This window comes from Aeromicrobium sp. A1-2 (genome assembly GCF_003443875.1).
Taxonomy (GTDB): domain Bacteria; phylum Actinomycetota; class Actinomycetes; order Propionibacteriales; family Nocardioidaceae; genus Aeromicrobium.
In genome coordinates this window covers 3,126,114-3,146,484 of record NZ_CP027482.1, presented here as the reverse complement: position 1 = coordinate 3,146,484, position 20,371 = coordinate 3,126,114, and the positions used below count along the sequence as shown (strand labels likewise).

General features: G+C 66.9%; 18 protein-coding genes and 2 tRNA genes. 10 read left to right on the top strand and 10 right to left on the bottom strand.

What is annotated here, in order from left to right; genetic code table 11:
* Positions 1-2: 2 nt before the first annotated feature.
* Both recF and C6I20_RS15475 read left to right on the top strand, forming a co-directional pair.
* Positions 3-1,127, top strand: coding sequence for a DNA replication/repair protein RecF (recF, locus tag C6I20_RS15480; RefSeq protein WP_118397672.1), 1,125 nt, complete (start codon positions 3-5; stop codon positions 1,125-1,127).
* Complete coding sequence (locus tag C6I20_RS15475; protein WP_162891369.1) at positions 1,120-1,623, top strand: DUF721 domain-containing protein; 504 nt, start codon at positions 1,120-1,122, stop codon at positions 1,621-1,623. The genes recF and C6I20_RS15475 overlap by 8 nt, the downstream gene beginning before the upstream one ends.
* Positions 1,624-1,676: 53 nt before the next feature.
* On the opposite strand, the gene C6I20_RS15470 is transcribed toward C6I20_RS15475, so the two are convergent.
* Positions 1,677-2,471, bottom strand: a complete 795-nt coding sequence (locus tag C6I20_RS15470; RefSeq protein WP_162891368.1) for a phosphatase PAP2 family protein — start codon at positions 2,469-2,471, stop codon at positions 1,677-1,679.
* 227 nt (positions 2,472-2,698) lie between these two features.
* Between C6I20_RS15470 and gyrB the strand changes: the two genes are divergently transcribed.
* From gyrB to C6I20_RS15430, 8 genes are all read left to right on the top strand, one after another.
* Complete coding sequence (gene gyrB / locus C6I20_RS15465) at positions 2,699-4,696, top strand: DNA topoisomerase (ATP-hydrolyzing) subunit B (RefSeq protein WP_118397663.1); 1,998 nt, start codon at positions 2,699-2,701, stop codon at positions 4,694-4,696.
* 18 nt (positions 4,697-4,714) lie between these two features.
* Positions 4,715-7,270 (top strand): DNA gyrase subunit A, encoded by a 2,556-nt coding sequence (gene gyrA / locus C6I20_RS15460; protein ID WP_118397660.1) that lies wholly within the window; start codon positions 4,715-4,717, stop codon positions 7,268-7,270.
* Positions 7,267-8,061 carry a DUF3566 domain-containing protein gene (locus C6I20_RS15455; RefSeq protein ID WP_254052162.1) on the top strand — a complete coding sequence of 265 codons (795 nt, stop codon included), beginning with the start codon at positions 7,267-7,269 and terminating at the stop codon, positions 8,059-8,061. Before gyrA ends, C6I20_RS15455 begins: the two co-directional genes overlap by 4 nt.
* Positions 8,062-8,119: 58 nt before the next feature.
* Positions 8,120-8,194: transfer RNA gene (locus C6I20_RS15450), tRNA-Ile, on the top strand.
* Positions 8,195-8,411: 217 nt separating this feature from the next.
* Positions 8,412-8,487 (top strand) — tRNA-Ala (locus tag C6I20_RS15445).
* A 321-nt stretch (positions 8,488-8,808) separates the two neighbouring features.
* Positions 8,809-9,894: an S-(hydroxymethyl)mycothiol dehydrogenase gene (locus C6I20_RS15440; protein WP_118397657.1), complete on the top strand. Its 1,086-nt coding sequence runs from the start codon at positions 8,809-8,811 to the stop codon at positions 9,892-9,894.
* Entirely contained in the window at positions 9,894-10,520 is a 627-nt protein-coding gene (locus C6I20_RS15435; RefSeq protein ID WP_118397654.1) for an MBL fold metallo-hydrolase, read from the top strand. Before C6I20_RS15440 ends, C6I20_RS15435 begins: the two co-directional genes overlap by 1 nt.
* The gene (locus tag C6I20_RS15430) at positions 10,499-11,398 is read left to right on the top strand and encodes an alpha/beta hydrolase (RefSeq protein WP_118397651.1); all 900 of its coding nucleotides are present in this window, start codon (positions 10,499-10,501) and stop codon (positions 11,396-11,398) included. Before C6I20_RS15435 ends, C6I20_RS15430 begins: the two co-directional genes overlap by 22 nt.
* Before the next feature lie 4 nt (positions 11,399-11,402).
* Here the strand turns inward: C6I20_RS15430 and C6I20_RS15425 are convergent, their stop codons facing one another.
* The 9 genes from C6I20_RS15425 to C6I20_RS15385 all read right to left on the bottom strand — a co-directional run bounded on the left by C6I20_RS15425 (position 11,403) and on the right by C6I20_RS15385 (position 20,368).
* Positions 11,403-11,570: a DUF3618 domain-containing protein gene (locus C6I20_RS15425; protein ID WP_118397648.1), complete on the bottom strand. Its 168-nt coding sequence runs from the start codon at positions 11,568-11,570 to the stop codon at positions 11,403-11,405.
* A complete protein-coding gene (locus C6I20_RS15420; protein ID WP_118397645.1) occupies positions 11,567-11,974 on the bottom strand; it encodes a phage holin family protein in 408 nt (135 codons plus the stop codon). Before C6I20_RS15420 ends, C6I20_RS15425 begins: the two co-directional genes overlap by 4 nt.
* The gene (locus C6I20_RS15415; protein WP_118397641.1) at positions 11,971-12,336 is read right to left on the bottom strand and encodes a YtxH domain-containing protein; all 366 of its coding nucleotides are present in this window, start codon (positions 12,334-12,336) and stop codon (positions 11,971-11,973) included. Before C6I20_RS15415 ends, C6I20_RS15420 begins: the two co-directional genes overlap by 4 nt.
* A 51-nt stretch (positions 12,337-12,387) precedes the next feature.
* Positions 12,388-13,257, bottom strand: a complete 870-nt coding sequence (locus C6I20_RS15410) for an oxygenase MpaB family protein (protein ID WP_118397638.1) — start codon at positions 13,255-13,257, stop codon at positions 12,388-12,390.
* Positions 13,254-13,745 (bottom strand): DinB family protein, encoded by a 492-nt coding sequence (locus C6I20_RS15405; protein ID WP_216822912.1) that lies wholly within the window; start codon positions 13,743-13,745, stop codon positions 13,254-13,256. Before C6I20_RS15405 ends, C6I20_RS15410 begins: the two co-directional genes overlap by 4 nt.
* 136 nt (positions 13,746-13,881) lie before the next feature.
* Positions 13,882-14,826 (bottom strand): SGNH/GDSL hydrolase family protein, encoded by a 945-nt coding sequence (locus tag C6I20_RS15400; protein WP_118397632.1) that lies wholly within the window; start codon positions 14,824-14,826, stop codon positions 13,882-13,884.
* A 57-nt stretch (positions 14,827-14,883) separates the two neighbouring features.
* A complete protein-coding gene (locus C6I20_RS17655) occupies positions 14,884-17,547 on the bottom strand; it encodes a dipeptide ABC transporter ATP-binding protein (protein WP_118397629.1) in 2,664 nt (887 codons plus the stop codon).
* A 1-nt stretch (position 17,548) separates the two neighbouring features.
* Entirely contained in the window at positions 17,549-18,634 is a 1,086-nt protein-coding gene (locus C6I20_RS15390) for an ABC transporter permease (RefSeq protein ID WP_118397626.1), read from the bottom strand.
* A 96-nt stretch (positions 18,635-18,730) separates the two neighbouring features.
* Positions 18,731-20,368: an ABC transporter substrate-binding protein gene (locus C6I20_RS15385; protein WP_118397623.1), complete on the bottom strand. Its 1,638-nt coding sequence runs from the start codon at positions 20,366-20,368 to the stop codon at positions 18,731-18,733.
* Positions 20,369-20,371: the final 3 nt, after the last annotated feature.

Below are 20,371 nucleotides of genomic sequence, written 5' to 3'. Positions count from 1 at the left end.
GCGTGCACGTCAGCCGTTTGATCCTGCACGACTTCCGGTCGTACGCCTCGGTCGAGATCGACCTCGACCCCGGAGCGACAGCATTCATCGGGTCGAACGGCCAGGGCAAGACCAATCTGGTCGAGGCCATCGACTATCTCTCCCGACTGGACTCGCACCGCGTCTCGGGCGACACGCCGCTGGTGCGGGCGGGCGCCGAGCGCGCAGTCGTGCGGGCCGACGTGGTCCGCGGTGACCGCAAGGCCCTGTTGGAGCTCGAGATCACGCCCGGCAAGTCCAACCGCGCCCGGGTCAACCGCGGGGCTCTGCCACGAACCCGCGACATCATCGGCGTCCTGCGGACCGTCATGTTCTCGCCGGAGGATCTCGCGCTGGTCAAGGGCGATCCGTCCGACCGACGCCGATTCCTGGACTCGCTCCTGGTGCTGCGCACGCCGCGGCTGGCCGGCGTCCGTGCGGACTACGACCGCGTGCTCAAGCAGCGCAACACGCTGCTGAAGTCGGCGCGGGGGCGGCGCAACGTCGAGATCGCGACCCTCGACATCTGGGACGAGAACCTCGCACGCACCGGCGCCGAGCTCGTGGCGAACCGACTTCGCCTGCTTGACGCGCTCGGACCGTACCTGGTCGAGGCGTACGTCCGCGTCGCGGCGGCATCGGCCCCCGACCGGCGGACCATCACCGCGTCGTACAAGCCGTCACTCGACCTGGCGCCCGACATCCGTGACCAGGCAGTGATCCAGGAAGCGCTGATGGACGAGATCGCCCGCCGGCGACAGGACGAGATGGACCGCGGCATCAGCCTGGTGGGCCCGCACCGGGACGAGGTCACGCTGATGATCGGCGACCTGCCGGCCAAGGGATATGCCAGCCACGGTGAGTCGTGGTCGCTTGCCCTCGCGTTGAGGCTGGCGTCGTTCGAGCTGCTGCGCGAGGATGACGACGACCCGGTGCTGATCCTGGACGATGTCTTTGCCGAGCTCGATCAGGGCCGGCGGCAACAGCTGGCCGAGCTCGTCGGCGATGCCGAGCAGGTGCTCGTCACGGCCGCCGTTGCCGACGACGTGCCCGGGGCGCTGAAGGGTCATCGCTTCGATGTCGCGGGAGGGGAGGTCGTCCGTGCCTGATCCCGACGAGCCGACACCGCGCGAGGACGGGCTCGGCCTGGCCCGCGACATCGCCAACTCCTATCGGGGCAAAGCCACACCCGTCCCGCCGTCCGGCAAGCGTCGCGTACGACCCGCCAAGCCCTCACGCGACAAGCGCGACGAACCGAGCCCGCTCGCCGACCTGCTCGGTCAGGTCGTCAACGACCAGGGTTGGGACGAACGCCTCGCGGCGCAGCGTGTCTTCACCGACTGGGCCGGGATCGTCGGCCCTGAGGTCGCGCAGCACTCGGAGGTCATTGCCTTCGACGATGGCGAGGTCGAGGTACGTACGGACTCGACGGCGTGGGCGACCCAGCTGCGGATGCTCGCGCCGCGCGTCGTGGCCAAGCTCAACGAACAGCTCGGTGACGGGTCGGTGCTGCGCATCATCGTGCGCGGACCGCAGGCGCCGTCGTGGAAAAAGGGGCCCCGATCGATCCGCGGCGCTCGCGGTCCCCGCGACACCTACGGATAGCCCGGTCCTTGAGCCTGTCGAACGAGCGTGCTCTCGACAGGCTCAACCAGCGGCTATTCGTCCGGAGACACCGCGGCAGCCGCGACGACGAACAGCACCGTCACGGCTGTGACAGCTCCCAGCACCAGCGAGGCCTGGGTGAAACCGACCCAGCCGTAGGCAGGCCGGACGCCGATCGCGACGAGCACGACGAGCGCGGAGCCACAGCCCACCACCGAGCTCACGAACGTGCCGGTGACGGGGTGGCGTGGTCCGTGGATCATCGCCGCGAGGACACCGGTCCAGACCAGACTGATCGCGAGCGCTGCCACGACGTCCGCCGGGCGGTGCCATCCCGCGACGATCGTCGACGCGCCAACCAGGGTCGTTGCGAAGCCGCCGACGGCCGCGGTCACGGGCCGCAGCACCCGGGGGGCCACCAGCAGAACGGCTCCTGTCGCGCTCGCGACGACCGTTGTGTGCCCGCTCGGCAGGCTGTTGAGCACTCCCAGGCCGAAGTCGGGCCGATCGAGCAGGACCCGTTTGAGCACCTGCGTCGTGATGTTGGCACCGGCGATGAGCACCGCGGCGGCCACCGCGAGGCGCAGGTTGCCGCGGAGGAGGGCCACCAGCACGCACCCTGCAGCGACGAGCCCAATCGCGCCGATCGAGACGTAGCCGAGCCCGCTCAGCAACGTCAGTTGGGCATCATTGCCCGCCACGACAGTGGTCATCGCAGAGTTGTCCCAGTGCTGTCCCCGGGAAGACTGGAGTGCGATGCGGACGGTCGCCAGCAGCACGACTGCTGCCACCACGGCAACGCCGAGCGCCGGGATGGCGGTGTCGCGGCGGGTGGCATCGGTGATCATTCCTCTACGATGCCCGATGCGCCCCAAGTGTTCGGGACCGCGCCGGACGCTGGTCCCGGAATGGGCGTCGTGGGGCGCCCGGGGCGATACCCGAGGTTGGTGACGGGCCTCCGGCCGCTTCAAATCGGCCGTTCTGTGGCTCTCAGGGCCACCCGGTGGTCGCGACTCGCCACCCTGGAACTGTGGGTATCCACTGAGACGCACACAATCGCCCGTATACTGGTCGAGTGACTCAAACTCCAGATCCTGAAGCCTCATACGACGCCAGCAACATTCAGGTCCTCGAAGGTCTGGAGGCGGTCCGCAAGCGTCCCGGCATGTACATCGGCTCGACCGGTGAGCGCGGCCTGCACCACCTGGTCTACGAGGTCGTCGACAACTCGGTCGATGAGGCGCTGGCTGGATACGCGTCGCACATCGCCGTGACGCTCCAGCCCGATGGTGGCGTGCGGGTCGTCGACGACGGTCGAGGCATCCCGGTCGACGAGCACCCGACCGAAAAGATCCCTGCCGTCACACTGGTGCTCACCTCGCTGCATGCCGGAGGCAAGTTCGGTGGTGGTGGCTACAAGGTCTCCGGCGGACTGCACGGTGTCGGCGTCTCGGTCGTCAACGCGCTGTCGACCCGGCTCGACGTCGAGATCAAGCGCGACGGCTACCGCTGGACCCAGTCCTTCACGTACGGCGTGCCGGATGCCCCACTCGAGCGGCACGAAGAGACCGACGAGACCGGGACGACGACGACGTTCTACTCCAGCGAAGACATCTTCGAGAGCGTCGTCTACAACTACGAGACGCTCAAGACCCGGTTCCGCGAGATGGCGTTCCTCAACAAGGGGCTCGAGCTCGTCCTGCGCGACGACCGCGACGCTGCCCAGGACGCGGCCGAGGGTGACACCGCCGTCGACGAGATCGAGCGCGACGCCCGGTTCCGCTACGACAAGGGCCTGGTCGACTACGTCGAGCACATCAACGTCGGCAGCAAGTCACCGATCCACCGCGATGTCATCTCGATCGACTCCGAGGATGAGTCCAAGGGCCTGTCGCTGGAGATCGCGATGCAATGGAACGACAGCTTCATCGAGTCGGTCCACACCTTCGCCAACACGATCAACACGCACGAGGGCGGCACGCACGAGGAGGGCTTCCGGGCAGCACTGACCACGACGGTCAACAAGTTCGCCACGACCCAGGGCCTGATCAAGAAGGCCAGCGACAACCTCTCGGGGGAGGACATTCGGGAGGGCTTGACCGCGATCGTCTCGATCAAGCTCGAGGAGCCGCAGTTCGAAGGCCAGACCAAGACCAAGCTGGGCAACAGCGAGGCGAAGTCGTACGTCCAGTCGGTGCTCAACGAAGAGCTCGGTGCGTGGTTCGAGCAGCACCCCGGCGAGGGCAAGACCATCGTGCGCAAGTCGATCGACGCCGCGACCGCGCGCATGGCGGCCCGCAAGGCCCGTGACCTGGCCCGCAACCGCAAGGGCTTCCTCGGCGGCGGCGGCCTTCCAGGCAAGCTGGCCGACTGCTCGTCGCGCAGTCCAGAGGAGTGCGAGGTGTTCATCGTCGAGGGCAACTCCGCCGGCGGCTCGGCCAAGGGCGGTCGCGACCCGCGTACCCAGGCGATCCTGCCGCTGCGCGGCAAGATCCTCAACGTCGAGAAGGCCCGCATCGACAAGATCCTGCAGAACGCCGAGGTCCAGGCCATCATCTCGGCACTCGGCACCGGAGTCCACGAGGACTTCGACATCGCCAAGCTGCGCTATCACAAGATCGTCCTGATGGCCGATGCCGACGTTGACGGCCAGCACATCTCGACGCTGCTGCTGACCCTGCTGTTCCGGTTCATGAAGCCGCTGATCGACGGTGGGCACGTCTACCTCGCCCAGCCGCCGCTCTACAAGATCAAGTGGAGCAACTCGACCGACGAACTGGCCTACTCCGATGCCGAGCGCGACGTCATGCTCCGGGCCGGCGCAGCCGACGGCAAGCGACTTCCCAAGGAGGTCGGCCAGCAGATCCAGCGCTACAAGGGTCTCGGCGAGATGAACGACTCCGAGCTGTGGGACACCACGATGGATCCGGCCAACCGGATCTTGCGCCAGGTGACTCTCGAGGATGCCGCGATGGCCGACGAGATGTTCACGATCCTGATGGGCGAGGACGTCGAGCAGCGGCGCTCGTTCATCCAGCGCAACGCCAAAGACGTCCGCTTCCTCGACATCTGATCTGACAGGGATCCCCACATGACTGAGACCACACCTCCCGAGCACGACCGGATCGAGCACGTTGAGCTGCAGGACGAGATGCAGCGTTCCTACATCGACTACGCCATGAGCGTCATCGTGTCGCGCGCACTTCCCGACGTGCGCGACGGCCTCAAGCCGGTGCACCGCCGCGTCCTCTACGCGATGTTCGACGGCGGTTACCGGCCCGACCGCGGCTTCTCCAAGTGCAGCCGCATCGTCGGTGACGTCATGGGTCAGTACCACCCGCACGGCGACACCGCGATCTACGACACCTTGGTCCGTCTGGCCCAGCCGTGGGTCATGCGCGCACCGATGATCGACGGACAGGGCAACTTCGGCTCGCCGGGCGACGACGGCGCTGCCGCCATGCGGTACACCGAGTGCCGGCTCGCGCCGATCGCCATGGAGATGGTGCGCGACATCGACAAGAACACCGTCGACTTCCGCCCCAACTACGACGGCCGCTCGCAGGAGCCGACGGTCCTGCCGGCCCGCATCCCCAACCTGCTGGTCAACGGCTCGGCAGGTATCGCTGTCGGCATGGCGACCAACATCCCGCCGCACAACCTGCGCGAGGTCGCCGAGGGTGCGCAGTGGGCGCTGGCGCACCCCGACGCGTCCAAGGAAGAGCTGCTCGAAGCGCTGATCGAGCGCGTCAAGGGGCCTGACTTCCCGTCCGACGCACTGATCGTCGGCACCAAGGGCATCGACGACATGTATCGCACGGGTCGTGGCTCGATCATGATGCGAGCCATCGTGTCGATCGAGGAGGACACCAAGGGCCGCATCCAGCTTGTCGTCACGGGACTGCCTTATCAGGTCAACCCCGACAACCTGATGCGCAAGATCGCCGACCTGGTCAATGCCGGTCGCATCCAGGGGATCTCGGACCTGCGCGACGAGTCGTCGTCGCGCGTCGGTCGCCGCGTCGTCATCGAGATCCGCAAGGACGCGATCGCCCGGGTCGTGCTCAACAACCTCTACAAGCACACCGAGCTGCAGACCAACTTCAGCGCCAACATGCTGGCACTGGTCGACGAGGTTCCGCGCACCCTGACGCTCGACGGCTTCGTCAGCAACTGGATCACCCACCAGGTCGAGGTCATCCAGCGACGCACCCAGTACCTCTTGGACCAGGCTGAGGAGCGCGCCCACATCTTGCGCGGACTCGCCAAGGCCCTCGACGCCCTCGACGAGGTCATCGCGTTGATCCGCCGCAGCCCGACGGTCGACGAGGCTCGCGGGGGCCTCATGAGCTTGCTGGCGATCGACGAGATTCAGGCCAGCGCGATCCTCGACATGCAGCTGCGTCGTCTGGCTGCCCTCGAGCGGCAGAAGATCATCGACAACTTGGCGGAGCTCGAGATCGAGATTGCAGACTTCAAGGACATCCTCGCCAAGCCGGAGCGCCAGCGTCAGATCGTGTCCGACGAGCTCACCGCGATTGTCGACAAGTTCGGCACCGACCGCCGCTCGTCGATCATCCCCGCGGACGGCGACCTGTCCGACGAGGACTTGATCCCCGACGAGGAGGTCGTGGTCACGATCACCAAGGGCGGCTATGCCAAGCGGACCAAGACTGACCTCTACCGGGTCCAGAACCGTGGCGGCAAGGGTGTTCGCGGCGCAGCACTGCGCGGCGACGACATGGTCGAGCACCTGTTCTCAACGACCGCCCACCACTGGATCCTGTTCTTCACGACGGCTGGGCGGGTCTACCGTGCCAAGGCGTACCAGCTGCCCGAGGCCGGACGTGATGCCAAGGGCGGGCACGTCGCCGGCCTGTTGTCGTTCCAGCCCGATGAGGACATCGCTCAGGTCCTGGCGATCCGCGACTACGAGCAGGCGCCGTACCTCGTGCTGGCGACCAGGAAGGGCTTGGTCAAGAAGACCCGCCTGGGCGACTACAACAGCCCGCGTCAGGCCGGCGTCATTGCGATCAACTTCCGCGACGAGGACGACGAGCTGATCGGTGCCGAGCTCGTCACGCCCGACGACGACCTGATCCTGATCTCCCGCAAGGCGCAGGCGATCCGGTTCCGCGCCGACGACGAGCAGCTCCGCCCGATGGGACGCGCAACCTCAGGTGTCACGGGCATGAAGTTCCGCGGCGAGGACTCGATGCTCTCGATGTCGGTCATCCGCCGTTCGGCCGATGCCCTCGAGCAGACCGAGGTGCCGGAGGCCGATGAGCTGTTCGTCTTCACGGTCACCGACGGCGGCTACGCCAAGAAGACCCCGGTTGACCAGTACCGCCTGCAGGGTCGTGGCGGACTGGGCATCAAGGCGATGCAGATCACCGAGAACCGGGGTGAGCTCGTCGGTGGTCTGGTTCTGGTCGATACCGAGGACGTGATCTCGGTGACGGCGGCCGGCCAGGTCACTCGCAGCCTCGTCTCAGGTGTCAATCCCACCGGGCGTGGCACGATGGGGGTGAGCTTCGTGAAGTTCAAGGGGAATGACCGGGTCGTGACGATTGCGCGCAACGCCGAGCTTCCGCAGGACGAGGCACAGACCGAGGTGACGTCGACCGACGAGGATCAGGACCAGTGAGCGAAGACGACAAGCAGGACCCGAGCTCTGCGCCAGGATCTGGCGCCGGGGACGCGGCTCCTACCCAGGCAGTCCCGCGCGTCCCGAAGCCTTCAGGATCATCGGCCAAGAAGGCGACCGCGGCCAGGAAGGAGCCGGCCAAGAAGGCCGCTCCGAACCAGCCGACCGTCAGCGAGACCGACAAGGGTCGTCCGCGTAAGGTCCCACCGAAGCAGCCTGAGCCCAAGGACAAGCCAATGCCTCCCACGAGCCAGAGCAAGCCGACCGGCGGGCCCACGGGCCGGACGCTCACTGCGGCGGACTATGCACACACGACCGCGCAGTCTGCTTCGGCGACCGCGGTGATCCCGGCAGTCAAGGACAAGATCGACAAGCTCAGGGACAAGGCGCGTCCCGCCACGGCTCCATCTCCCGCGTCCGGCTCAGGTCGCCGTGCGAGCCTGCGGCTGACCCACATCGAGCCGTGGTCGGTCACCCGACTGGCGTTCGCCATCTCCGTCGCGATGATGATCGTCTCGGTCGTCGCGGTCACGATCTTCTGGGTTGTGCTCGAGGCCACGGGTGTCTGGGACCAGATCAACGGCAGCGTGACATCGGTGCTGAGCGACGACTCGTCGAGCTTCAACATCACTGACTATCTCGGGTTCGGACGCTTGGTGGGCCTGGCCCTGGTGCTGTCTGCGATCAACGTCATCCTGCTGACCGCAGTCGCCACGATCGGTGCGCACCTGTACAACTTGGCGGCCCAGCTTCTCGGTGGCGTGGAGGTCACTTTCACCGAGGAGAAGTAGTTGACCCCTCCCCGTTTTGGGAGACCGCGGGCGGTGCGGTAAAGTTCACCGCTGTTGCGGGCGTATAGCTCAGCTTGGTTAGAGCGCTTCCCTGATAAGGAAGAGGTCCGAGGTTCAAGTCCTCGTACGCCCACTCGAATGGAGGTCCAGATGAAGAAGATTCTCGCCCTCGGGCTGGCAATCGCCGGAGTCATCTGGGCCATCGGCAGGTCGAAGCAGCAGCAGCCCGTCGACACCTGGGCCGCCGCCAGCGATCAGGTCTGACCGGCTCTACGATCTCGGCTCCGCCTGGCGGGACCGCTGAAAACTGAACACGTTGGTCTCGCACGAAGGTGCGAGTGCATGACAGAGGGGCCATGGCGCAATTGGTAGCGCACCTGCTTTGCAAGCAGGGGGTTCGGGGTTCGAGTCCCCGTGGCTCCACCAACACGCCGTGCCACCAGCGCCGAAGGCGCCCGGAGGACGGCGTCCGACGAGGGATCCCCGTGGCTCCCCCACACATCATGACAAACCTCCATCCCGATCACGGGGTGGAGGTTTTGTCGTTCGGTGACCCAAAAGCGCAGACCGTCGACGCGGCACCGGGCCGTGTGGGCGGGCCGACTTCATCCACACCTGTGCACATACATGTGGACAAACAACACGCATGTAATTCACCTGGATCCTCCTGCCGTGGCGGCTGCTGTGGCGGAGCAACCACCCGCCAGATAGCGTCTCAGTGAACGCCACCACGTCGAGGAGATCCGCATGCCGCAGACCGTCCGTGGGGTGATCGCTCGTGCCAAGGGCGCACCCGTCACCGTCGAGAACATCGTGATCCCCGACCCGGGTCCGGGTGAGGCCGTGGTCGACATCGCGGCCTGCGGGGTGTGCCACACCGACCTGCACTATCGCGAGGGCGGCATCAACGACGATTTCCCGTTCCTGCTGGGCCACGAGGCCGCCGGCGTAGTGGAGTCCGTCGGCGAGGGCGTCACCGACGTGGCCCCGGGCGACTTCGTGGTGCTCAACTGGCGCGCTGTGTGCGGCAGCTGCCGGGCCTGCCTGCGCGGCCGTCCGTGGTACTGCTTCAACACCCACAACGCGACGCAGAAGATGACGCTCGAGGACGGCACGGAGCTCTCTCCCGCCCTCGGGATCGGGGCCTTTGCCGACAAGACCCTGGTGGCTGCTGGCCAGTGCACCAAGGTTGACCCGACTGCCTCGCCCGCAGCCGTGGGCCTGCTGGGCTGTGGTGTCATGGCGGGGCTCGGCGCCGCGATCAACACCGGCAACGTGCAGCGCGGCGACTCCGTCGCCGTCATCGGCTGCGGTGGGGTGGGCAGCGCGGCGATCGCGGGAGCGCGACTCGCCAACGCCGCGACGATCATCGCGATCGATCTGGACGACCGCAAGCTCGAGTGGGCCAAGGGCATGGGCGCGACCCACACGATCAACGCCGGCGCCGGCGACGTCGTCGAGGCGATCCAGGCACTGACCGGCGGCAACGGCGCCGATGTTGTGATCGACGCAGTCGGCCGCCCCGAGACGTGGAAGCAGGCGTTCTACGGACGCGACCTGGCCGGCACCGTGGTGCTGGTCGGCGTGCCGACACCGGAGATGCAGCTGGAGATCCCGTTGCTCGACGTGTTCGGCCGTGGCGGATCGCTCAAGTCCAGCTGGTACGGCGACTGCCTGCCGTCACGCGACTTCCCCATGCTGGTCGACCTCTACCAGCAGGGCCGACTCGACCTCGACGCCTTCGTGACCGAGAAGATCGGCATCGACGACGTTGAGGCTGCCTTCGCCAAGATGCACGAAGGCACCGTGCTGCGCTCGGTCGTGGAGCTCTGATGGCGGCCCGCATCAACAAGGTCGTGACCTCGGGCCAGTTCTGCCTCGACGGAGGCAGCTGGGATGTCGACAACAACGTCTGGCTGGTCGGCGACGACGCCGAGGTGCTGGTCATCGATGCGCCGCACGACGCCCCAGCGATCCTCGACGCGATCGGTGGCCGCTCGGTCGTCGCGATCGTGCTGACCCATGGCCACAATGACCACATCAATGCCGCGGTCGAGCTGGGCCGCGCCACGGGTGCCCAGGTTTGGTTCCCGCCCGCGGACCGGATGCTGTGGGACGTCGAGCACGACACCCCGCCGGATCGTGAGCTGCACACCGGCGCCACCTTCGAGGTCGCCGGCTCCACGCTGCGGGCGATCCCGACCCCGGGACACTCACCAGGCAGCATGTGCCTGTACTCCGAGGATCTGGGTGTCGTCTTCACCGGCGACACACTGTTCGCCGGCGGACCCGGAGCGACCGGACGGTCGTACTCGGACTTCGACACGATCATCAGGTCGATCCGTGAGCGACTGCTGATGCTCCCGGACGAGACCGTGGTCCACACCGGTCACGGCGACGACACCACGATCGGTGCCGAGGCACCACAGCTTGACGAGTGGATCGCGCGCGGCCAGTGAGTCGCCAGGACCTGTCGTTCAGGTCGGGGAGCGACGAGTGTGCCGCCTGGCTCTACCGGCCTGAGGACGTCACGGGTCCGGTGCCGTGCGTCGTCATGGCGCACGGATTCTCGATGACTCGGCACGACGGCCTCGAGACGTACGCCGAGCGCTTCGCCGCCGCCGGGGCAGCCGTGCTGGTTTTCGATTTCCGCCACCTGGGCGACTCCGGCGGGGAGCCACGGCAGACGTTCAACGCGGCGGACCAGCGCGACGATCTCGTCGCGGCGGTTGAGCACGCACGGGGACTTGACGGGGTCGATCCCGATCGGATCGTGGTGTGGGGATACTCCTTCAGCGGTGGCACCGCGGTGCAGCTCGCGGCCGCGGATCCGCGCATCGCCGGCGCGATCCTCACGGACCCATTCCTCGACGGCCGTCACCGCGTCATCGGTACGGTCCGCCGCAGCCCGCTGGTCGCGGTGCGGGTCATGGCGGCGGCGTTGCGCAGTCTGGCCGGCCGACCCGTCCTGATCCCGGTCACCGGAGCATCCGGGTCTTGCGCAGCGATGTCCTGGCCCGGCGAGGCCGAGGGGTTCGCCGCCGCCGCGGCGCCAGGCTCACCGTGGCGCAACGAGATCTCGCCGGCAGTGTTTGCGACGGTGGCGTTCCACCGCCCGGTCCGGCTGGCGAGCGACCTGACGTGCCCGGTGTGGGTCAGTCTCGGCGAGCGGGACATCACGGTCTCGAACCGGGCGATCGAACGGCTCGCCGAGCGCGCCGCGGCAGCCGAGCTGCACCGGTACGACGTCGATCACTTCGAGCCGTGCTTCGGTGCAGGTCAGCAGCGCATCGCCGCCGACCAGGCGGACTGGCTGCGCCGTACGTTGCTCGGCTGAGGGGTCAGCCGAACCGGCGCCAGAGCAACAGTCCCACGACGGCAGCCGCGCTGATCCCAGCCACGACAGTCGCGCGGCGCCGGCCGGTCTCTGCCTTGGCAGTCAGCGCGTCGACGGTGGCGGCGAGGTGTTCCCTGGTCTGGTCGATCTCCTGCTCGAGCTCGCTGGTCATGCGTGTCCTCCGTCCGAACCGTGGCGTGCCGTCGCAACGTCCGCCTTGACGCTGTCGACCCGCTCGAGTGGTGGTTCGCCGACCTTGCCCACACGGTTCTTGCCGACCAGCGCCGCCAGCCCGGCGACGAAGAACAGCGCCGCGGCCACGATCAGGCCCGCGAGCCACGGATCCAGCGACTGGGCGATCGCGAGGATCGCGGTGGCGACCAGCGCGCCAAGGCCGTACAGCGCGAGCGTTCCGGCAACGCCGAACAGGCCAAGCCCGGTCCCCAGACGCTTCCCGCTCTGCGCCAGATCACGCTTGGCCAGCTGCATCTCGTCGCGGATCAGGGTGGAGATGTCCTCGGTGGCCTGGGCGATGAGCAGGCCGGTGGACGCCTCGGACTGATCAGAGCGCGTCACGAGGTCCCTTCCCGGGCCGCGTCGGCAATGCGGGACCCGCCGGGGGCGGGCGGCGGACCGACGACCTCGTCATCTGGTCGGTACGTGTCTGACGCCGGATCTGCGTCGGCGCCGGACAGCCGGTCGGCGACCTTGGCCTTGGCATCGCTCGCTGCACCGGCGACCTTGTGCCCGACCTTGCTCCCGGCGTCGGCGCCTGCTTGCTTCGCCTGAGCCTGCACGTCGTCGACGGCGCTCTGCACCGTGGGATTGTTCCAGGCCTTCGTGGCCTGGGCCTTGATCTGGTCGTACCTCTCGCGTCCCGCGCGAGAGCCGAGGACGTAGCCGGCTGCCGCTGCGGCGAGCAGGGTCAACTTCTTCACGATGAATCACTCCTTCGCTACCGCGTACCCCGATGTGCGGGGCTCACACGGTCAGGCGTGATCCGGCATAGGTGGCGCCGATCCGATCGCCCAGCGGATCGCGCTGGTGATCAAGGCACCACTCGCGCGGACCGCGGTGGCCTCGACGATCGGCAGCCAGGGCAGCCGCAGCGGCCACCGCGTCCAGCGGGGCATCATCGCGACCCCCGCAGCGGACAGCAGCCCATACGGCGCTCGCAGTGTGAGCGGGACCGGCGGCTGGACCAAGATGAAGCGGGCCGCCCGTCGGGCGGCGTCGGTCGCCTCGAGCTCGGGGCGGTAGTCGGCCAGTACCTGCTCGAGCTCCGCGACCGTCTCGGGGACGTCGACAGCGCCCAGCGCGCGGGCCACGTGCGCTGTCTGCGAGACGTACTCGTCGCGCCCTGCGGCATCGAGCGGGCGGGCGCCGTAGCGGTCGTGCGCGCGCAGGAAGCTGTCGATCTCGGCGACGTGGACCCAGCGGATCAGGTGTGGGTCGGACGCAACGTACGGCCGGCCGTCGGGAGCCGTGCCGCGGACACGGTCGTGGACGGCTCGGACGACCGCGATGGCCCCGTCGGCGTCCTCATCGGTCCCGAAGGTCGTCTCGGCCAGGAACGTGCTGGTGCGTTGCAACCGGCCCCACGGGTCGCCGCGGAATCCCGAGTGCGCGTCGACCGCCGCCATCGCGAGCGGGTGCATCGACTGCAGGAGCAGCGCTCGGATGCCGCCAACGAACATCGACGCATCCGAATGCACGACATGGATGGGTGAGCCCGAGGGAAACCGGCGCGGACCCTCGGCGAGATGGATCCGGTCGCGTCGCGCCGGACCTTCGTCCCCGGCGACCCTGGCGAAGATCGCGTCACCGGCTCGCTTGCGGACCGACTGGAGCGGAGTCATTCGCCGGTCTTCCCGTCTAGGAGCTCCCGCAGGATGTCGAGGTGTCCGGCGTGCCGGGCCGTCTCCTCGAGCATGTGGAGCAAAATCCAACGGAGCGTGTACTGCTGCTCGAGCCCGACGCACCGGTCCTCGAGGTTGAACGCCTCGATCGTCGCGCGGGACTCCGCGCAGGCGGTCTCGTAGTCGGCGATCAGCGTGGCCACGGTGTCGTCCTGGGTCACCCGGAACTCGGCGTCGGGGTCCTCGGCGCTCCAGAGGCTGGGCACATCGTCCTCACCGGCCATGATCTCCCGGAACCAGCTGCGCTCGTTATCGGCGAGATGTCGCAGCAGTCCCGACACCGTGGTCAATGACGGCAGGAGCCGCCGTGCTCCGTCGGCGTCGGTGAGTCCCGTCGCCTTGCGGACGACGGTGACGCGGTAGACGTCCAGAAATGCCTCCAGCGTCTGGCGCTCGGGGGCATGCGGCGGAGCGGCACGTGTGTTCACCATCCCAGTCTGCGTCAAGACCCGCGATGCCGCTCAGGATCCGGGTCGGGTGGTGGCACCCGACCAGGACCCGGGTCGATTCGGCCGGGTGCATACCTCCGACCGTGTCCCTCCGGCGCCTGCGCGCCCGATGAACCTATTTCTGGATCTGTGCGAGGACTGCCTTCGCCTGAGCGGCAGCTCCGGAGGAGTTGGGGTGCAGCGGGATGCTCAGCGCCGGAGCGTTGAGTGACAACGGGATGACGCCTTCGACGTAGCGCACATGCGGCAGCTGGCAGACGTCGTGACCAATGGTCGGCGTGTAGGTGTCGACGAGCTCGGCTCCGCCCTTCTTCGCTGCCCTCTTGACCATCGCGTTGAGCTCGTTGAACTTCACGTACAGATAGGCGATGTCGGCATTGTCGGCCTGCACGTACGGGTAGCAGCCGGTTTTCGGCACGGCGGCCAGGTAGTTGACGGCCAGAATGCGCGCCTTCGGGGACTTCTTGTGGATCGCCTTGAGAGCAGCGACGACCTTCGGCTCGGCGGCCAGGATCTGAGTCGTCAGCTGGTCCTTGCCCCCGGCCGTCAGCTTGTCCTTGCAGGAGCCACCGAGGGGCGACGGCAGGCCAAGGCCGAGATTTGGCAGCAGGTTGAGACATCCCATGGCGGCCGAGGCGACGCCGGCGTCGTTGCCGCCGATGCCGACCGTCACGAGATCGGTGGTCTTGGACAGACGATCGAACTGCGGCGGGTTGGTGCCTCCGATCGGGAGGCCAGTTTGCGGCTGGGTGAAGTGCTGGGTCGTCGCAGATCCACACGATGCGTCACGGAAGGTCTTGACCTTCAGGGCTGCGGCGACAAGGCGCGGATAGTTGACGCGGGACTGGGCACAGTCAATCGGGGCGAACTCGGTGGCGGGAAGACCCTGCGCGTTGAGGATGACGACATCGGCCGTCCAGGAGTCGCCGAGCGAGACGTACTCCTTGTAGACCGTGGGGGAGGGCTTGGCTGCGCCCGCAGGAGCGGCCATGGAGGACACCGTCAGTGCACCCGATGCCACCAGGGCAAAGGCTGCAGTGAAACGTCGCGTGCGGGACATGGATCCTCCAGGAGATTGGTCTGGAGGGACCAACGACCTGAACTGGCCAGGGTCACGTCAGGAGATGTCAGTCAGCAGGTGACCGCGCTCCTCGCGCCTTCGCCGTTGCTCATCGGGATCGGGCACCGGAACGGCCGCGATGAGCCGCTTGGTGTAGTCCTCCCGTGGATTGCCCAGGACCTGGTCGCGCGGCCCGATCTCGACGAGCTTGCCGTCCTGCATGACCGCGACCCGGTTTGCAAGTGTGTCCACGACAGCCAGGTCGTGGCTGATGAACAGACACGCGAACTGGAGTCGATGCTGCAGCTCGGTGAACAGCTCGAGCACCCTGGCCTGCACCGACACGTCGAGCGCGGAGGTGGGCTCGTCGGCGATCAGCAGATCCGGATCGAGCGACAGCGCCCGTGCGAGACTGACGCGCTGTCGTTGTCCTCCGGAGAGCTCGTGCGGAAAACGTTCGGAATAGGAACCGCCCAGCTCGACGCTCTCGAGCAGCGACCTCACCTTGGCGTCGACTTCTGCCTGCGTCATGTCGGTCTGTACGTGCAGGGGCTCGGCGATGCACTGACCGATCGACATCCGCGGATTGAGCGATGAGGCGGGGTCCTGGAACACGAACCCGAACCGCGACCTGAACGGCCGCAGCTGCCGATCCGACAGCCCGGAGATTCGGTTGCCCGACACGTCGATCGTGCCGGAGGTGGGCTGCTGCAGACCCACCGTCGTCCGCCCGATGGTCGACTTGCCGGAGCCGGACTCACCGACCAGTCCGAGAACCTCACCCTTGCGCACCTCGAGCGACACATGGTCGACGGCGCGAAAAACCGGTTGCCCGAACCGGCCGGCGAAGTCGACGACGAGGTCGTCCACCTTGAGAACGATGTCGTTGGCTTCCACGAGCCCCGGACCGTTCTCGCGACCGAGGTGCGGAACGGCGTCGAGCAGCGCCCGCGTGTAGGGGTGCTTTGGCGACGCGAAAAGCTGCCGTGCCGGCGCAGTCTCGACCACATTGCCGCGGTACATCACGACGACCCGATCTGCCATGTCCGCGACGACACCCATGTTGTGGGTGATGAGCACGATGGCAGTCCCCAGCCGATCGCGCAGCGACAGCAAGAGCTCGAGGATCGCAGCCTGGACCGTGACGTCGAGAGCCGTGGTTGGCTCATCGGCGATGATCACGTCAGGCTCGCAGGCGATCGCCATGGCGATGACGACTCGCTGCTTCTGACCACCCGAGAGCTGGTGCGGGTAGTAGTCGACCCGGTGCTCGGGATCGGGCATGCCAACCAGCTCGAGCAGCTCGATCGCCCGTTTGCGGGCGTCCTTCTTCGAGACGTTGATGTGCGCCTGCAGGCCCTCGATGATCTGCCACCCGACGGTGTACACCGGGTTCAGGGCGGTGGACGGTTCCTGGAAGACCATCGATACCTGGTCGCCGCGGATCGGACGGAGCTTGTCGTTGGACATGCCGAGCAGCTCGCGTTGACCGAGGCGCACCGAGCCGGCGACCTCGGCACTGGGGGGGAGCAGGCCGAGAATCGCCCGCGAGCTGACCGACTTCCCGGAGCCGGACTCACCCACCACCGCGACAACCTCGCCGGGTGCGACATCGAAGCTCACACCGTTGACCGCGTGCACCTGCCCACCGTCTGTCTGGAACGTGACTTCCAGTTTGGTCAGCGACAGCGCGACGACACGTTTCGGATCACCGGGTGGCGCTTCGGCACGAACCTCGACCGACGCGTCGTCACTGCCGGTGACCTCTTCGAACTTGTGGGCGATCTCTTCCTCGTCGGCCGATGTGGTGTCGGTGCCGCGGTTGCGCAGCAACGGGTTGAGGATGTCGTTGAGGCTTTCGCCGACGAGCGTGGCACCCAGCACGATGAGAACGATCGCCAGACCGGGGAACACACCGGTCCACCAGATGCCCGATGATGCGTCGGGCATGGCCTTGTTGAGGTCGTAGCCCCACTCGGCTGCGGCCGACGGCTCGATGCCGAAGCCGAGGAATCCCAGACCGGCCAAGGTGAGGATCGCCTCGGAGGCGTTGAGAGTGCCGATGATCGGCAGCGACTGAGACACGTTCGAGAAGATGTGCTTGCGCAGGATGCGCGGTGTGCGGACGCCGACGACTCGTGCCGAGTCGACATAGGGCTCGACCTTGACGGCGATGGTGGCGTTGCGAATCACCCGGAAGTACTGCGGGATGAACACCACGGTGATCGAAATGGCCGCAGCCATGATTCCGCCGAACGCGCTGCTGCTGCCGCCCGAGAGCACGATGGCGACGACGATGGCGAGCAGGAGCGACGGAAACGCATACAGCGCGTCCATGACCAGGACGAGTGCCCGGTCGAGCCAGCCACCGAGATATCCCGACACCAGTCCGAGCGGCACGCCGATGACGCCCGACAGCAGGACGGCGAGCACGATGACCTCAACCGCGGTCCGGGTTCCGAAGATGACGCGTGACAGCACATCCGTGCCGCCAACGGTCGTGCCGAACCAGTGAGCCGCGGACGGCGCCTGCTGGCTGCCGAACACCACGCCGTCTGCGGTGCGATCGGCGTTGAAGTTGTAGGGGGCAAGCCATGGCGCGAAGATCGCGACGAGCAGGAAGATGGCGATGATCGCGAAGCCGAACAGCAGCATGAACCGTTGCAGGCCATGGCTCTGCCGCACGATCGTGGGAACCAGCTTCTTGGTGATGCCGGCCATCTCAGAACCTCACTCGGGGGTCGACGAACGCAACGATCACGTCAATCAGGAAGCTGCTCACACCGACCACGATCGCGATCAGCGTGACGATGCCCTGGACAGCAAGGAAGTCCCGCTTGATGAGGTACTCCGCGAGTTGGTAGCCCAGGCCCTTCCATTCAAAGGTCGTCTCGGTCAGGATCGCGCCACCGAGCAACAGGGCGATCTGCAGGCCCATGACAGTGACGACCGGGACCAGTGCGTTGCGGAAGGCGTGCTTGTTGAGGACACGCCGCTCACTGACACCTCGGGCTCGCGCGGCGGTGACGTAGTCCATGCGCATCGTCTGCAGAAGGTTGACCCGGACGAGCCGGAGGAATACGCCACCCGTGAGCAGTCCCAGGGCGATGGCCGGGAGCATGGCGTGCTTGAGCACGTCTCCGATCATGGCCGGGTCGCCCCACAGGATCGCGTCGACGATCATGATGTTGGTGTGGGGATTGACGTCCTGCAGGGTCAGCTCGGTGCCGATCGAGGCGCGACCTGACGACGGCCAGCCGAACGGCGTGAAGGCCAGCTTCAGCAGCAGCCCGACGAAGAAGACCGGCGCGGCGTACACGAGGATCGCGAACAGTCGCAGCAAGACGTCAGGGAGCCGGTCTCGGTAGCGGGCGGCGAGCCGTCCCAGCGGAATACCGATCGCGAAGGCGACGATCAGCGACCAGAAGGCGAGCTCGAGCGTCGCGGCGCCGTTCTCGACCAGGATCGTCGACACCTGCCGCTTGTCGGTCAGGGTCGTGCCGAAGTCGCCGCGGAACAGTCCGGAGATGTACTCCCAGTACTGCGTCAGGATGGGCCGGTCGAGGCCGGCGTCGGCCTTTCGCTCAGCGATCTGCGCGGGTGACAGGCGCCCGCCCAGCGCTGCCTGGATCGGATCACCGATGACCCGCATGAGGAGGAACACCATTGTGACGAGCACCCAGACCATGGGTACCAGGAGCGCGGCGCGCACGAGGAGGTAGCGGGCGAGCGGACTGAGTCCGGCACCGCGCTTCGCTGGCGATTCGGGCGGGCCAGGCGTGGGGGCCAGGACTTCTGCGGTGGTCATCGATACCTATTTCGTGAGGATCGGAGCGCCTGATCGGCTGGTACGAAGGGAAAGGGCGGGTCCGGCGACGAGCCGGACCCGCCCTTCCTCAATGGATCACTTCGACAACGAGGTGAAGCGGAACTTGAACGATGCGTCAAGGGTGTCCTTGACGCCGTCCACACCGTCCACTGCCACGGCCACGGACGTGCCGGTCAGCAGCGGCAGGTAGGGAACCACGTCGGCGACGCGGGCCTGGATCTCTCCGAGCGTCGCCTCGCGAGAGGCCTGGTCACCATCGGTGCGCTCGCTGTCGAGGAGCTTCGACATCGTGGTGTCCACGAATGCGGTGTCCTCGTCGTTGTAGTGCGAGTTGGTGAAGTTGCCGCTCTTGTCCTTGTTGTACGGGCTCAGGAATGGCGACAGGTAGTTGTCGGCATCCGGGAAGTCCGGGAACCACCCGAGCTGGTGCACGGGATACGTGTCCGCGGGGTACTCCTCGGAGTACGTCACCCACTCGGTCGACTGCAGGTCGACCTTGAACAGCCCGGTCGCTTCAAGCTGACGCTTGACCGCGGCGTACTCCTCGGCCGAGCTCGACCCGTAGTGATCCGGGTTGTACTGCAGCTTGATGCTCACCGGGGTCGAGACACCTGCGTCGCTGAGGTACTTCTCGGCTGCGGCCTTGTCCGGCTTGTCGCCGTAGGCATCCTTGAACGCCTCCGTTGCTCCGGCCTGTCCGTCCGGCACCATCGAGTAGGCGGGCGTGTAGGTGCCCTTGTAGACCTCGGTCGAGATCTCCGAGCGGTTGACGGACGAGGCGACCGCCTTACGGATCGCGAGCTTCTGCTCGGGGCTGTCGCCGGGCATCTTGTTCAGGTTGAACACGATGTAGCGGAGCTCGCCACCGGCTCCGACCTCGACGTTGACCCCGTCGGTCTTGTCGAGATCGGCGATGTCGGTCGGTGTGAGCGACCGGTAGGCGACATCGATGTCCTTGTTCTTGATGTCGAGCTTGAGGTTCTCGGCCTTGGCGTAGTACTTCATCGTGACCGTCTGGGTCTTCGCCTTGCCGTAGGTGCCGTCGTAGTCCGGGTTGGCCTTGAACTCGGCGAGCTGGTTCTTGCTGTACTTCGAGATCGTGTACGGCCCGGAGAAGCCGTTGGCCGCGACCGCGGCGTCATCGTCCATGACCTTGTCCGCGGGGTAGGTCTCCTCGTCGACGATCGGACCGGCCGAAGTCACCAGGACCTGCGGGAAGGTCACGTCGTTGGGCGCTGCGAGCGTGAACGTCACAGTGCTGTCGCCGGTGGCTTCGATGCTCTTCATCGCACCCAGCAGGGTGGCAGGACCGTTGGGGTCGTTGATCGCGACGATCCGCTTGAAGGAGAACACCACGTCGGAGGCGGTGAGATCGTTCCCGTTGGCGAACTTGAGCCCGTCCTTCATCGTGCAGACGTACTTGGTGGCGTCATCGGCGTCGAACTCGCACTTGGAAGCCGCGTCGGGCGTGAGGTCCGTGCTGCCGGCCGGGAAGTTGAGGAGGTATTGATAGACCTGCGTCTGGACGTTCAGCGAGCCGTTGTCGTAGGCGCCGGCCGGGTCGATCGAGACGACCTTGTCGGTCGTGCCGACGATGATGCCGGATCCGCTGTCGCCGCCACCGCTGTCCTTGCCCGAGCCGCACGCCGCAAGCGTGAGACCTGCGAGTGCGGTGGCCGCGACGATCGCGGTTCCGCGTCGGAACTTCTTCATTGC

Excerpts from the sequence above, each read along its gene's own strand:
- C6I20_RS15470 (WP_162891368.1), bottom strand. The coding sequence starts at position 2,471 with ATGATCACCGATGCCACCCGCCGCGACACCGCCATCCCGGCGCTCGGC.
- gyrA (WP_118397660.1), top strand. The coding sequence starts at position 4,715 with ATGACTGAGACCACACCTCCCGAGCACGACCGGATCGAGCACGTTGAG.
- C6I20_RS15440 (WP_118397657.1), top strand. The coding sequence starts at position 8,809 with ATGCCGCAGACCGTCCGTGGGGTGATCGCTCGTGCCAAGGGCGCACCC.
- C6I20_RS15435 (WP_118397654.1), top strand. The coding sequence starts at position 9,894 with ATGGCGGCCCGCATCAACAAGGTCGTGACCTCGGGCCAGTTCTGCCTC.
- C6I20_RS15425 (WP_118397648.1), bottom strand. The coding sequence starts at position 11,570 with ATGACCAGCGAGCTCGAGCAGGAGATCGACCAGACCAGGGAACACCTC.
- C6I20_RS15410 (WP_118397638.1), bottom strand. The coding sequence starts at position 13,257 with ATGACTCCGCTCCAGTCGGTCCGCAAGCGAGCCGGTGACGCGATCTTC.
- C6I20_RS15400 (WP_118397632.1), bottom strand. The coding sequence starts at position 14,826 with ATGTCCCGCACGCGACGTTTCACTGCAGCCTTTGCCCTGGTGGCATCG.
- C6I20_RS17655 (WP_118397629.1), bottom strand. The coding sequence starts at position 17,547 with ATGGCCGGCATCACCAAGAAGCTGGTTCCCACGATCGTGCGGCAGAGC.
- C6I20_RS15390 (WP_118397626.1), bottom strand. The coding sequence starts at position 18,634 with ATGACCACCGCAGAAGTCCTGGCCCCCACGCCTGGCCCGCCCGAATCG.
- C6I20_RS15385 (WP_118397623.1), bottom strand. The coding sequence starts at position 20,368 with ATGAAGAAGTTCCGACGCGGAACCGCGATCGTCGCGGCCACCGCACTC.